Source organism: Ruegeria sp. CH6, from assembly GCF_056537005.1.
In genome coordinates this window covers 1-13,543 of record NZ_JBQFQS010000005.1, presented here as the reverse complement: position 1 = coordinate 13,543, position 13,543 = coordinate 1, and the positions used below count along the sequence as shown (strand labels likewise).

14 protein-coding genes are annotated in these 13,543 nt (G+C 54.6%); 11 read left to right on the top strand and 3 right to left on the bottom strand.

The genetic code is table 11. The features are described from left to right. Window positions 1-79: 79 nt before the first annotated feature. Window positions 80-898: a DUF2189 domain-containing protein gene (locus ACR0CW_RS12625; RefSeq protein WP_480788064.1), complete on the top strand. Its 819-nt coding sequence runs from the start codon at window positions 80-82 to the stop codon at window positions 896-898. A gap of 212 nt (window positions 899-1,110) precedes the next feature. On the opposite strand, the gene ACR0CW_RS12620 is transcribed toward ACR0CW_RS12625, so the two are convergent. Further along, a complete protein-coding gene (locus tag ACR0CW_RS12620) occupies window positions 1,111-2,181 on the bottom strand; it encodes a LysR family transcriptional regulator (protein ID WP_480788063.1) in 1,071 nt (356 codons plus the stop codon). Between ACR0CW_RS12620 and ACR0CW_RS12615 the strand changes: the two genes are divergently transcribed. From ACR0CW_RS12615 to ACR0CW_RS12600, 4 genes are all read left to right on the top strand, one after another. Next, the gene (locus ACR0CW_RS12615; protein WP_170334060.1) at window positions 2,120-3,079 is read left to right on the top strand and encodes a tripartite tricarboxylate transporter substrate binding protein; all 960 of its coding nucleotides are present in this window, start codon (window positions 2,120-2,122) and stop codon (window positions 3,077-3,079) included. The two genes, ACR0CW_RS12620 and ACR0CW_RS12615, sit on opposite strands and share 62 nt — an antisense overlap. 67 nt (window positions 3,080-3,146) lie before the next feature. After that, on the top strand, window positions 3,147-3,614 hold the full coding sequence (locus ACR0CW_RS12610) for a tripartite tricarboxylate transporter TctB family protein (RefSeq protein ID WP_196223545.1): 468 nt from the start codon (window positions 3,147-3,149) through the stop codon (window positions 3,612-3,614). Window positions 3,615-3,619: 5 nt separating this feature from the next. Next, window positions 3,620-5,134 carry a tripartite tricarboxylate transporter permease gene (locus tag ACR0CW_RS12605; RefSeq protein WP_480788062.1) on the top strand — a complete coding sequence of 505 codons (1,515 nt, stop codon included), beginning with the start codon at window positions 3,620-3,622 and terminating at the stop codon, window positions 5,132-5,134. Continuing rightward, complete coding sequence (locus tag ACR0CW_RS12600; protein ID WP_480788061.1) at window positions 5,127-6,233, top strand: lyase family protein; 1,107 nt, start codon at window positions 5,127-5,129, stop codon at window positions 6,231-6,233. The genes ACR0CW_RS12605 and ACR0CW_RS12600 overlap by 8 nt, the downstream gene beginning before the upstream one ends. 372 nt (window positions 6,234-6,605) lie before the next feature. Here ACR0CW_RS12600 and ACR0CW_RS12595 read toward each other — a convergent pair whose 3' ends face one another. Beyond that, complete coding sequence (locus ACR0CW_RS12595) at window positions 6,606-6,989, bottom strand: ribonuclease E inhibitor RraB (protein WP_480788060.1); 384 nt, start codon at window positions 6,987-6,989, stop codon at window positions 6,606-6,608. 300 nt (window positions 6,990-7,289) lie between these two features. Beyond that, window positions 7,290-7,592, bottom strand: a complete 303-nt coding sequence (locus tag ACR0CW_RS12590; RefSeq protein WP_480788059.1) for an SH3 domain-containing protein — start codon at window positions 7,590-7,592, stop codon at window positions 7,290-7,292. Window positions 7,593-7,628: 36 nt separating this feature from the next. Between ACR0CW_RS12590 and ACR0CW_RS12585 the strand changes: the two genes are divergently transcribed. From ACR0CW_RS12585 to ACR0CW_RS12560, 6 genes are all read left to right on the top strand, one after another. Continuing rightward, window positions 7,629-7,829 carry a hypothetical protein gene (locus ACR0CW_RS12585; protein ID WP_480788058.1) on the top strand — a complete coding sequence of 67 codons (201 nt, stop codon included), beginning with the start codon at window positions 7,629-7,631 and terminating at the stop codon, window positions 7,827-7,829. Window positions 7,830-8,384: 555 nt separating this feature from the next. Continuing rightward, the gene (locus tag ACR0CW_RS12580; RefSeq protein WP_480788057.1) at window positions 8,385-9,197 is read left to right on the top strand and encodes a tetratricopeptide repeat protein; all 813 of its coding nucleotides are present in this window, start codon (window positions 8,385-8,387) and stop codon (window positions 9,195-9,197) included. A 413-nt stretch (window positions 9,198-9,610) separates the two neighbouring features. Then, window positions 9,611-10,132: an invasion associated locus B family protein gene (locus ACR0CW_RS12575; protein ID WP_480788056.1), complete on the top strand. Its 522-nt coding sequence runs from the start codon at window positions 9,611-9,613 to the stop codon at window positions 10,130-10,132. Then, on the top strand, window positions 10,132-11,856 hold the full coding sequence (locus ACR0CW_RS12570) for a ShlB/FhaC/HecB family hemolysin secretion/activation protein (protein WP_480788055.1): 1,725 nt from the start codon (window positions 10,132-10,134) through the stop codon (window positions 11,854-11,856). The genes ACR0CW_RS12575 and ACR0CW_RS12570 overlap by 1 nt, the downstream gene beginning before the upstream one ends. A gap of 41 nt (window positions 11,857-11,897) precedes the next feature. Further along, the gene (locus ACR0CW_RS12565) at window positions 11,898-12,221 is read left to right on the top strand and encodes a hypothetical protein (protein ID WP_480788054.1); all 324 of its coding nucleotides are present in this window, start codon (window positions 11,898-11,900) and stop codon (window positions 12,219-12,221) included. Next, a complete protein-coding gene (locus ACR0CW_RS12560; protein WP_480788204.1) occupies window positions 12,222-13,499 on the top strand; it encodes a filamentous hemagglutinin N-terminal domain-containing protein in 1,278 nt (425 codons plus the stop codon). The last annotated feature ends 44 nt before the right edge of the window (window positions 13,500-13,543 follow it).

Here is a 13,543-nt window from a genome sequence, read left to right as displayed (position 1 = left end):
TGGAAGAGGGATGTCTGTTTCATAGTTGGCCTGTTGCCAAACGGACCAACGCAGTACCGTGCTTTGGGAGGAGTGTGTCATGACGTCCAAGACCGCAGGTTCTACACCACCAGACAACCCAGCGCCGCAGCAGCAGGGCATGCCCAAGATAAACACGGTGACGGCGGGCGATATCACAGCATCTTTGAAAGCAGGGTTTTCGGACTTTCTGGCGCGCCCTTTAATGAGCGGTTTCTTCGGCTTGTTTTATGCGGTTTTTGGGATCCTTTTCGTCTGGAGCCTGATCTGGCTCGGTAAGATCTGGATGATCATCCCCGCTGTAATTGGGTTTCCGCTGGTTGCGCCGTTTGCTGCTGCCGGGCTTTATGAGATGTCACGACGAATGCAGAAGGGGGAGAGTTTCGGCTGGTCTGAAATCCTCACCGTCATGGCCGATCAGCGCAAGCGCGAAATGGGCTGGATGGCCTTTGTCACCCTATTCATTTTCTGGGTGTGGGTTTACCAAGTACGGCTATGGCTGGCGATTATCCTGCAGAAGGTTTCGTTTTCGGATTTTGACGGGTTTTTGAATGCAGTCCTCTTCACGCCGCAGGGTTGGACATTCCTTGCAGTTGGCACATGCGTTGGCGCGTTTTTGTCGGCTGTGTTGTTCTCGGTGACCGTCGTCGCGATGCCCATGCTGCTCGACCGGGAAACCAATTTTGTTTCCGCCATGTTAACGTCGATCCGTGTCGTGACTGAAAACCCGGTTGTCATGCTCGGTTGGGCAGCAATCATCTCGGTTACCATGCTGTTGTCGATGATTCCGGCGTTTCTAGGCCTCATCTTCACTTTGCCAATCCTCGGCCACACCACATGGCATCTTTATCAGCGGGCCGTCTCACCTGCTGAGGGGTGATCAATCCGGTCATCATCTTGGGAAGCTACCATTTGCTGCGGCTAATTGGGGCGCCTGCTCAACGAGGCAACTGGTCTATGACTGCACCTGAATGAATGCTTGGACGATGCAACTACCACGCTGAAGCGGAAAAGAACGAATTCGGTGTCGCCGATTGATCTTGCCTGCTTGTCACTATTCACAAATAGACACGAGACCAACTTCACCTCACTTCAGGCTAATTCGAGGGTAGGACTCTGATCGACGAGTTCGCGAGCAACCTCCGATAATGCCGTTTCAAATTCATTTGGTGTTTTTCGTCGGGATATTGGGAACAATAAGCCAAAGGTCATCCAGCGCTCGGGCACAATGGGAACAAGAGTAATCCGCTCGAGACCGGTTTGGGCTGCGACAAGTTCATCGGCGATCGTGAGGCCCACACCCTCTGCAACGAGCGAACAGGCAAGTTGGGATGCGGCAACCTCGCAGGTCTGCCTTGGTGTTACGCCTGCTGAGCGGAAGATGTCGTCTAGTTGATCCCGCAGCAGCAGGCCGTGCATCAGACGTATGATCGGTTCCTGTGCAATATCGCGCGCATTCAGTTCGTTCCGGTCAGCAAGCGGGTGCTCGTTGGGCAAAACTACCTGAGCACGAACGCGAAGAAGGGGTTTGGTCGCTATGCCCGGATGATCTACGGGCAATGCGCCGATTCCGATGTCATATTCTCGCCCTGCGAGCCATTTCCCGGCCTCCCGTCTGGCGCGAACATCCAGGCTGACATTGGTTTCTGGGTTAGTTTTCAGGAACTTTGCAACGGCTGGAACAGAAAGCGAGTGCGCAATCCTGGGCATCGTCACAACGCGTAGTGTCTCGGTGCGCCCGGCTCGAATTTCTGCAGCTATGCGCGGAACTTCATCCAGATTGTCGAGGATACGGCCCGCCTCGCGATAAAAGGCCAGCCCCTCTGGCGTTGGTGTTAATGCGCGGCCACTGCGATCAAAGAGCTTGAGCTTCAACTCAGCTTCCAGACCAGAGATCAGTCGACTCACGGCCGGCTGGCTCAGGTGTAATCTCTCCGACGCCGCGACGAGAGAGCCCTCGGACAGTGTTGCTGTGAATGCGCGGAGCCCTTTGATGTTCATCTCAATAATTCCATATTTTGCAAGAGTAGATAACATCTTTGCAATTTTTGCAATTGTGGTTTGGGTATAGACTGCGGGCGACCGAGTTAGGGAGGACCCGATGAAAAGACGTAGTATTCTGACCACCGCGTTTGCAGCGATTGCGATTGCCGCAACAGCCACGGCCAGCTTTGCCGCTGATTGGCCCAAACGACCGATCAATCTGATTGTGCCTTACAAAGCCGGTGGCGGTACCGATGCATATGCCCGGGCCATCTCGGCTGCAGCAGAAGGTATTCTGGATGTGCCTGTAGTGGTTGTGAATAAGCCTGGGTCTGGCGGACTGAACGGAGCAAACTCGGTCGTGGGCGCACGCCCAGACGGCTACACCATGATGATGACCTCGGGTGGTTCGTTCCTACTGTCGACGATGACGCGTGACACCGACATTGACGCGCTGGAGAGCTTTGAGTTCGTCGCACAAGTCGGCCAGTTGCAGACCTCGCTTATGGTGCCCAAGAACAGCCCGTTCCAATCAGTTCAGGATGTGATCGACGCAGCCAGGGCGGAACCGGGCTCACTGCGTTGGGCACATTCGGGTCGCGGTGGCTTCCATCATGTCGGTGGGTTGGGCTTTCTGGCCAATAACGGAATCGAAGCTCAGGATGTGCCTTTCAAGGGCGGCGGACCAACCCGCGCCGCTTTGATCGGTGAGCAGGCGGATTTTGGCTTTCTGGGCGTCCAGCAACTTGCCGGTTTCGAAGATCAACTGCGCGCGCTGGCCGTCAACAGTCAGGAGCGTGACGGTATCATGGCCGAGGTGCCGTCCTTCGGTGAACTGGGTATTCCGTTTGCCGCTGTTTCTTCGCCGGTCATCGTCTTCGCCCCCAAAGACACACCTGCGGAAGTGGTGGCAGCCATGGAAGTGGCGTTGGAGCAAATCGCAGCCAAACCGGAATTTGCTGAACTCCTGGCCTCTCGCGGAACCGGCCCGGTATTTCAGAAGGGTGCAGATGCCAAGGCTACGCTCACCTCAATGAAAGCGGACTCCCAACCGCTTGTTGAGAGCCTTACCAACTGACCCAAAAACGGATCGGGCGGATATGCCACCCGATCCAGTGCTTTTCGCAGAATACAGGGAGGATGCCATGCGCGCCTATGTCGAAGGTTTGGTGCTTGCGACCCTATCACTTGTTGCTGTCTGGGGGGCCTGGCAGGTTCCGGCCGCCTCGCCTGGTGATACATGGGCTGGGATTGTCCCATTCGCAGCATCAGTTGCTCTGCTGTTTCTGTCGATCCTGCTGATCTTGGGCGCATCGCGCCAAACTGCAGGGATCGCGCCTGTCAGCACAGACAAAGGTGCTGCGTTTCAAGTTATCGCGTTGTTCGTAATTGCGCTGATCTATCAGCAATCGTTCCGGTGGTTCGGCTACCTTCTGCCCACCGCGATTGTGGCACCCGTTGTGTTTTATATGTTCGGTGTGCGCAGCTGGACCGGACTGGTATCGTCCGCCGTTCTGTGCCCGCTCATTTTCCACATCATTTTCTTCGTGCTGTTGGGCGTCTTTCCGCCCTACGGCGAAGTGTTCGACCTGCTCAGCTGGATACAGGGATAATTCTTATGGAAATCTTCCCAGCTCTCCTTTCAGTTATCACTGATCCGATGCTGCTCTTTGCCATTGTTCTTGCAGCCGTAGTTGGCATGATCGTCGGGGCCACCCCGGGCCTGACCGCCTCGGCCGCGATTGCAATGTTGTTGCCGATCACTTTCTATATGTCGCCGCTGTTTGCGTTGGCCTTTCTCTATGTGATCGGTAAGTCGGGCCGATATGGCGGTTCTATAGCTGCCATCCTGTTTAATACGCCGGGAACCGCCGCGAGCGCTGCTACGCAGATCGACGGCTACCCGCTGGCACGCGCTGGGAAGGCTGGCAAAGCGATGAAGGTTGCCACGATTTCGTCCGTCATCGGCGATTTCATGGGAGATGTTCTGCTGGTCGTCGGCGTAGGATTTATCGCAGCCATCGCGCTGAAGCTGGGGCCACCAGAGACCTTTGCCATTTACTTTGCCGCCTTTGTGGTCATCGGGTCGGTCATTGGTAAGTCGATTGTCAAAGGACTGGCCTCGGCTCTGTTGGGCATTTTGGTGGCCATGGTCGGCCTCGACCCGATTTCAAGCGAAGAACGCTATACCTTTGGCTCGTTCAACCTGTCGAATGGTATCGGTCTTGTCCCCCTGATGATCGGTGTGTTTGTTTTAGGTGAGGTTTTTGCCCAGCTCGAAGAACGCCGCAAGGCGACAGGTGAGACCCAGGAAAACGAAAGCTCAGCCAGTGGCAATGAGCTGACATGGGAAGAATACAAGCCCTGTCTGCCTCACGCTCTGCGCGGTGGATTCATCGGCGCGGGTATCGGCGTGCTGCCAGGGCTGGGCTCCGCTATCGCGGCATTCATCTCATACGGTGAGGGTAAGCGCCGGGCCAAGAATCCGGAACAATGGGGCAGGGGCGCGCTGGAAGGCGTTGCTGCGCCTGAGGCTGCCAACAACGCAGTTTCCGGGCCATCCATGGCACCATTGCTGACGCTGGGTATTCCGGGCTCGACCATTGGTGCGATCCTTCTGGGTGTGTTCCTGATCCACGGTATTCAGGTTGGTCCGACTCTGTTTCTGACGGATAAGGAACTGGTCTACAAACTCTTTGCCTGCGGGATGTTGGGGATCTTCGCATATGGCCTGATCGGCTATTTTGGTGCCACGCAGGTTGCACGTCTGATCCTCAAAATTCCGACCAATGTGCTCTATCCATTGATCTTCATGACAGCTTTCGTCGCTGCCTATTCCGCGCGCGGGTCGATGTTCGACGTCACCGTGATGACCTGTGCTGGTTTCGCTGGCTGGCTGATGCGCAAGTTTGACTTCAACATTGCGGCCTTTGTGATCTCATTCGTGCTGGCGAAGGGTGCAGAAGAGACGTTTCGCCAGGCGTTGCTGATGTCTGATGGTGGCGCGATGATCTTTGTCGAGCGCCCTATCGCATTGGCATTCCTGATCCTTGGTGTTGGCGCGATAGCCTTCCGTATCCGAGGCATCATGAAAGAGCGCAGGATCGCCGAGGGGGGGCTGGGCGATGCTTGATTTCGGCCTCTATCGCGACTGCCTTTCGACTTCAGATATGCGATCAATCTGGTCCGAACACGCCACGCTCTCGGCTTGGCTGAAGGTTGAGCAGACGCTTGCGAGCTGTCAGGCGAAGGCTGGGCTGATCCCGGCTGAGGCTGCAAGTGCGCTAAACGCGATCTCAGTTTCCGACCTGAACCAAAGCCAATTGCACGATGACATGATGCTTGTCGGTCGGCCCATAGTCGGATTGGTGCGGCAACTTAGAACGCTGATGGGAGACTTTGCCGAGTTTGTCCATTTCCGGGCTACGACACAGGACATTATGGATACGGCCATGTCCATGCAGATGAGGCATGGGAATGATCAAATCAACGCGGGGATCACACAACTCATTGCAGAGTTGGATCGGCATATCCAAGACCACAGTGGAGCGCAGATGATGGGGCGGACCAATGGGCAGCATGCTTTGCCCATTCGGTTGGAAACCAAGTTGGGCGTCTGGCGTTCAGAACTGGAACGTCGCCGGGCCGCTTTGTCTGATGCTGCCGCACGAGGGCTGAACGTTCAGGTTGGCGGGCCGGTGGGAGATTTACAGGCCTATCAGAACGATGACGGCCAAATAATCAAAAGCGACGTCGCCAAGGCCTTAGGGCTCAACACGATTGATCCGCATTGGCAGAACGCCCGCGACGGAGTGGCGGAAGTTGTTACTATGCTTGGGTTGCTCTGTAGCAGTTTGTGCAAGATTGCCCATAATGTGAATCTGCTGTCCACTTCGGATATTGGTGAGTTCTATGAGCGCCCGGTTAACGGTAAAGGCGTGTCTTCGGCCATGGGGCACAAGAAAAATCAGCGAGCTTCGGAGTTCGGTGAAGCTGTTGCCCGATTGGGACGTCAACGTGCGGACCAGATTGGAGAGTTGACCCTCCACGAACATGAGCGTTCGGGCGGAATGTGGATCGCTGAGTGGATCGTGGTACCTGAAACTTTCCTGCTGACGTCAGGTGCCCTGGAATGGTCAAATAGAATGTTCCAGTGTCTGATCGTCGATCAAAAAGCGATGGGGAGGTTGCTTCTTGGAGAGAAAACAAACATTGGAACTCAGTCTCATTGATGTTGTGTGATCGGTTGCTGACGCGCCTCGCGTACACTGGTGCTTGTGATGTGAACCACCGCAGGCTGTTTGGTGTTTGCTTCTAAGGGTTGCCGAGTGTCACTGAACTATAACGACCAACTAACGGCGCGCGCACCATCCTCAGACAGTTAGGTGCAGCGGAATGACCTCGCTCTCTATTGTCATTGCTTTCAATTGGATGATCCAGGCATTGCCCAGAGTATTGGATTTTCTGCTCGTTTAGGGAGACTGAAAGATCAGCGACGTGTCGTCACCAGATGTGGCAGGTGCCCGAATGCTATCGAGTCCGCAATCGCCCCGGATGCTAACTTCATTTCCCGGTTAGGAATTCTGAGCCCATATCGAAGTTGATCAGTAGAAAACGGCCTCTTCGTCAGAGTAGGTGATACTGTAATCATCATAGCGGGCAGGGAATTTGCTCACGAGTGTTCGAAAAAAATCTTCTTGTTGAGTGACTTCATTTTCATTGCCAAGAATTTTTGTTTCGGCTTCCACCTCATACGGGTATGGATCTTCTTCCTCGGTTTCTCGGGTGATTTTATAGCCTTTGCTTTCGAGCATAGCGGCAACGCCGTCAGCGTCATCAGAATTGCGGAAAGATATGTAAAATGTGAAGGGTATGGGCTCTGAGAGATCCACGCCTTGGTCCGCAGCGGATGATAACATTTGTGCATTGGACGGCTTAAATAACTGATCGACGATCCTGGCATGAATGTCTCTCAGGAGTGACTTCACTGGTTCATATCCTCAACCTTGATGCCTCCGAACTTTAAACAAATGGAACCTCATTCTTCAACTAAGGTTGTCCCCGTTCTTCTTCCTTACCCTACTTGACCAGTGTATTCGGCCTTTTGAGACACGCTGCAAAAGCGCAATTCCAGGTGGCAGTGAAGGTCCGGCTAGGGCTTTTCGTGCCGATGTGCCTGATGAACTCACTTTATGAAGTGCTCAATTGAACCGAAAGGAAGTTTCCGATCAGTATTTGAGTCAGTATTTGAGGGTGTCGTCAAAACGACAGCGCTAACCGCTGCTGAATCAGATTTTGCGCAAATATGCCCAAGAGACATATCCCTTTAGGCCACGCGCGCGTTGCAAGGACACCCGGCACCAACGCGTGCTGCCGGTCTGTTCACAACTGTGGACTCGTAAAGCTGTTCCATTTGGAAGACCCACGATCACATTGAAACCGATTCCGGGTCCCGCCCGCAGTTTCAGCATGTCACCGTCTTCAACGCCAAAAACCTCGTATTGTCCAAGAGAAGCTGCCGCTGCAGTTTCAGCTTGAACAATGACGCCAAGGAAAAATGCTGCCAAGGGTAAGAAGATTGCTTTGCGCATCACGTTAACCTGCCTGTTGCCTCGAGCGCTATTGTAATGACTCAGAGCATCAAGCGGAACTACCTGACAACAAAAATGCATCCTTCTTGTGCTGCCACTGAAGAAAATTTCTCAGTTGTGCCAGAGGTAAGGTGTGAACTCTTTTTCCGCTCAACGTTCAAAAAACGAGCTGGAATTGATCCTTGCCCGAAGGTTGCTGCAACACCGGACCGCGTTTCAGGTATTGGACAGATTTGAAACCGTTTTGCAGCGGGCTGACGAACTCGGCAACGTCGATGCTGACTTCGACTTATAGGCTTATTTGGACGAGATGTGGGGAGATAAGTGAAAACTGACAGGATGGTTTCTTGAATTGGTGTTTCCTACCTCGAAGACACTCTCCTGCGGCTGAGCCATTCTCGCTACGATAGGCGTCGCAATTGTTCCGCGACGCTCATGTCTTGCTAAAAAGCTTGGACGAAAACTTCCGTCGTGTATCTGTCTAGAGGTAGCCGCACCATCCCGCCGATACAGTTTTCAGACAAACTGATTCGTCGTTTGAGAACCCTAAAGCTGGATCGGCTGTGTTCCGGGTAAGTTCGGAATCGTTAAAAGCTCAGACATTTTGTTTTCGTGTGTAAAAATGTGGCGACAAAACGACCGTTCAGGGCTCCTCTCGTAGCGTCGCGCCACATTGCGGTCACAGACCAAAGGCGTGTAACTTTTTAGTGAAGTTCGATTTGATTTTCCCCCTTAACGTGTGTTTCGACCTTTGTTAGCCAGAAGATAATAAGGCAATCAAAAGGTTACGGAATGCGTATTTTGAAGTCCGCTTTTGGCGGAGCAGTGTCCGCATCTATTGCGTGTGCTGCATTTGCTGACGTTCCTGCGGGCATTGCCGCCCTTGAAGCTGGTAATGTTTCGGGCGCAGTCGAGGAGTTTCAGGCTGGTTTTGACGACGGTGACGCAGATGGTGCGTTCTTCATCGGGCGCTTGTTTGAGATGGGCTTGGGAACTGAGCGCGACATGCGCCGCGCTGTCGAACTCTATAGCGCGGCAGCTGAACAGGGCAGTGCGTTGGCGCAGAACCGGCTCGGTTTGATGTATCTGAATGGCGAATTGGTCTTGCAGGATTATCAGCGCGCTGCGGAGTTGATTTGTGCGGCGGCTGAGTCAGGAGATGCTAACAGCGCATTCAACTGCGGGTTGCTGTTCGCAGATGGACAAGGTGTGGAACAGGATGCGGCCAAGGCGGTGGCATTCTGGCAGCAAGCCGCAGAGCAGAACCACGTGGCTGCAATCAACTATCTGGGCCAAGCCTACCGTGATGGCACGGGTGTAACGCAGAGCTATGAGACGGCCTTCGACAACTTCTCTCGCACCGGGGAAGCCGGCAACCCGTTAGGACTCTTTGAATTGGCCAAAGCTTATCAGTCAGGAAATGGCGTGAACCCGGATCTCATCAAGGCGCATGGGTACGCCAACCTGGCGGCTGCACGAGGGATGGAGGAGGCTCGAATTCTCAGAGACACCCTGAATACACAATTGAACCGCAGCGATCTGGAGGCCGCTCAAAGCTTCGCCCGCGAGTGGGAAGCTACGCCACTGGATCAGGCTGCGCAGTAGCCGAGCTTTCAAGTTCTCGAGTTCTCGTCAGTTCAGGTTGATTCAGCTGTAATGAAAAATCCTTTCTTACTAACCATTTCTTTTCTGTGTGGCCTGAGCGGTTGCTCAGAGACTTCTCCTGAGCAGCTCAGAGAAATCTACAGCGTTTCGCGATCGAGTGACGGCGGCTACACCGCATCCATAGAAGTGCGCGCAAACCATGCCGCTCAGCAGGACAAGTTCAGCCAGAACGCATTCAACGAGATTTGTGCGGGACAAGCGACTATCACGTCCCGCTCTGTCTCCGCCCCGTTCGACAAACAGACCACATACACACAAAAAACATGGAACCCAGCCATTGGCCAATTGGTCCAAACAGCAAGTTTTCCGGTGAACACGCCACACGTTCGCATGACATACAGGTTTGAGTGCGCATGAGGAGCGGTTCTCTATACCGGCTGGCCATGAGTATCGGTCTCGCCCTCTTCCAGTCGGCGGCTTTGGCGCAAGTGGTTGAACCCCAGCCCACGGAAGAGGTGTTTTCAGATTGGCTGGTTCTGTGCCAGCCGGCGGAACAGGATACCGTCTGCCAGATGATGCAGAGCGTTGCCGCCGAAGAGAATGGCCCGCCTGTCTTTTTGATGAGTGTGTCTGACGATGAAAACACGGATCGTAGCTATGCAGTCATGACGGTTCCAGTTGGTGTCTATCTGGCCCCGGGCATCGAGCTACATGTAGACAACCGTCGCCCCTTCAAGGTCCTGTATGAAGTCTGTGACCAATTTGGTTGCCACGCTGGATTTCGGATGGAAGGGGATGTTCTGTCAGCCTTTCGCAAGGGGCTAGAGGTTAAGGCCCGAGTTTGGACCGCCCGCGACAAGGCCGTTGATTTTCCCGTTTCTCTGCGCGGGTTCACAGCCGCTTTTAGTCGGTTCAGCACTGCGGGGGACAACTGATGGGTTTGCGATCCCACTCTGTGACCGCAGCATTTGGTTTCAGCGCTATCCTGTCGATGGCCACCAGCGCTTGGGCGCAAGGCGTCTCGCCCGGTGATTTGCAGCGCATCGACAATGATATTCTTCAGCAACAAACTCAGCAGACCGAAGAACAGGAACGTCGCCGCAGGCAATTCGAAGAGCGTGAGGATGTGGTGCAGGATCAAACCGCTGGGGAGGAGTTTTATATCCCACCTCCCGGTGGTCCTTGTTTCGATATCCGCAGCATTAACCTCGAAGGTTTTGAAGCTTTCAAACATCAGCCCGAAGGGTATCGCGATCTGATTGGCACCTGTGCGACAGCGGCCGACATTGCGCAGACACTGAACCTGATCAACACATTCTATCAGGAGCTGGGTTACATCACGACCCGCGCTTATGTGCCGGAACAGGACATTGCAGATGGATCGCTTGCGATCACCATCGTGCCGGGCCGGATCGAAGGGTATGTCTACGGAACCGGCAAACCAGCAGATATGCGTCTGAATGCGGCCTTTCCGACTGCACGCGGTGACCTTCTGAATTTACGCGACCTGGAACAGGGGCTGGAGAACATCAATGCACCCCGGTCGGCGAGCGGACAATTCCAGCTAGTGCCCGGAGAGACACCTGGTGGTTCGTTCATCCAGGTTGATGTGCAGGATCGACGCCCGTGGTATCTGGATTTTCAGTTTGACAATTCCGGTTTCGAATCCACCGGCCGGATCAAAGGCACCAGCACCTTTGGTCTCGACAATGCATTGAATCTCAATGACCAGCTGCGGATTGGGATCACCACCACCCCCTTTGAAGAACGCGGTGAGCGTTATTCGGATTCTGTTTCTCTCAACTGGGGTCTGCCGGTGGGCAATTGGTTGTTCAATGCGGATCTTGGAGCCAGCGACTATCGCTTCATCACCCAGGGCATCAATCAATCCTTTGTCACAGAAGGGCGCAGCCAGTACCTGATCCTTCTGACCGAACGGCTATTGATGCGGAACCAGACCTCTAAGGTTTACGCCTATGGTGATTTGAAACTGAACAGAACCAAAACCGCGATCAACGGCATCGAGATCACCAGCCAACGTCAGCGCCTGACGATTGCTTCGCTTGGCCTGAGAGGTGAACAGACCATCGGACAGGGTCGGCTGTTCTGGAACATAGGCTTAAAGGCCGGACTCGACGCGCTGGGAGCTGATATTCCGGAACGGAGCGTCATCGATCAGGATTTCCGCCTGGTAAAACTCCGCGCTGATTTCTCTACTCCGATTGGGAAAAGCGGTTTGACCTATCGGGGTACGCTGGCCGGGCAATATTCGGACGATATCCTGCCGGGGATTGAGCAGTTCGGTATCGGTGGCTGGAGCACGGTTCGCGGCTTTCACGACAATAGCCTCTATGGCGATACCGGTGTCTATCTGCGCAACACCGTCGAATGGGGTGCTTACAAGGCACCCAGATTTGAGGTCCGCATGAATGCTGGCCTCGATCTTGGGTATATCAAGCCGTCGGCGCTGCGACGCTGGTCACAGGACCATCTGGCAGGTGTCAGTCTGGGTGCGGATGTCATCATGAACAGTCAGGTCACGTTGCAGATGCAGGTGGCGCACGCGCTAAGCCGACCTGAGGATTCCCCACCCAACACCAATCCAGCCTTCGAGTCCGACAAGACCGTTGGGTATGTCAGTCTGAGGTTGCAATTCTGATGAGATTTCTGCCGTTCAAAGTAATTTGGGAAGTGTTGTCCATGCGTAGACGTGTATTTGAGAAAGTCGTTTCTTCAATTCTGACGCTGGCGCTTACGATACAACCTGCGCTGCTTCATGCGCAGAACATCCAACCTGTGAACCCAGGTGCAGGTCCGCGTCCACATGTCGACCAGTCTCTGAACGGCACCACCGTAATCAACATCTCGACCCCGAATGGCGCGGGTGTCAGCCACGATGTCTACACCGACTTCCAGGCTAATGACCTGATCCTGAACAACTCGGCGACGATTACCAATACGCAACTGGGCGGCGTGATCGAAGGCAACGGCAACCTGGCGCCGGGACAAGAGGCCAATCTGTGAATCGGTGAGGTTGTTGGCGGAAATCAGACCCAGCTGGGAGGTATTCTGGAAGTCGCCGGAAAGCGCATGGATGTTGTGGTCGCCAACGAGTTTGGCATCACTTGCAACGGCTGTGGTTTCATCAACACGGGCCGTGCGACCCTGACAACAGGAAAGCCGCAATTCGGTAGCAATGGGGCACTGACTGGGTTCGATGTACGTCGAGGCACGGTTACAATCGGTGCCGGAGGTCTGAACCCGGAAAACCGGATAGGCCTGACCGACACCAGCCGCGTCGATGTGATTGCACGAGCGGCCGCGATTTACGGCAAAATGCGAGCGGATCAGCTCAATGTCGTCGCCGGTGCCAATCAGGTGGACTATAACTGGTCCTACGATCCTGAGACCGGCGCCGTAACAGGGATCACCGAGCAGGCCGGAGAAGGTGCGGCCCCGGCATTGGCTGTGGATGTCGCCGCTCTTGGTGGCATGTATGCCAATGCGATCCGTTTGATTGCCACCGAGAACGGCGTGGGTGTGCGTCTGAACGGGGACATGGCTTCCTCGACCAATATTGCGCTGCGGGCCGATGGGAAACTGACTCTGGGTGCTCCTGCTGGTGGTCACACACCGCAAATTCGTGCGGGTGGTCGCATTCAGGTCCGCAACCAGGGGCCAATCCTTCTTGAAGGCGCGATCACTTCCGAGAGCGGCGATCTGATCGACATCAGAACCAGCAACGGAGACCTGACCTTCAACGGTCAGGCAGCGGGCGGTGCAATCCGTCTGGAAAGCGCCGGTCTGCTAAACATCTCCGGCGCGATTGTTGCGCGCGAGGCGTTTGAGGCAGCATCAACCGGTGCTTCCGTAGCGCTGAACGGCACGTCCGAAATCTTCGCACAGTCCATTGATGTGAATGCGCTGACACAGCTGACATTCGACGGAAAGGCAGCTGCCCTGGAAGCGGCTTCGCTGACGGCCGGAACTGAGCTTGTAACAGGTGCCAGCTCAGAACTGGTCGCGGAATCTGCGGCTCTTACCGGGGGTGACGCTCGGATTGAAGGCCAGGTGCAAGCACTTGAAAACCTGACCATTGAAGCGACAGATGGGAGCGTCGACCACAGGGGTAAGTCTCGCGGGCAAGCTGTCACAATAACAGGTGACGACGTTCAAACGAGCGATGGATCGCAGATCGCGGCAGTAGGTGATTTGAGCGTAACCGCCGCAGAGCAAGCCAAGATCAGCGGAGAGCTAGAGCGCGTCTGGCTTTATCAGATTCAGTCTTCCCCAGTTTTCTGATCCGTGATTCCATATCTTTGAGCAGATATGGAGGTAGCAGATGG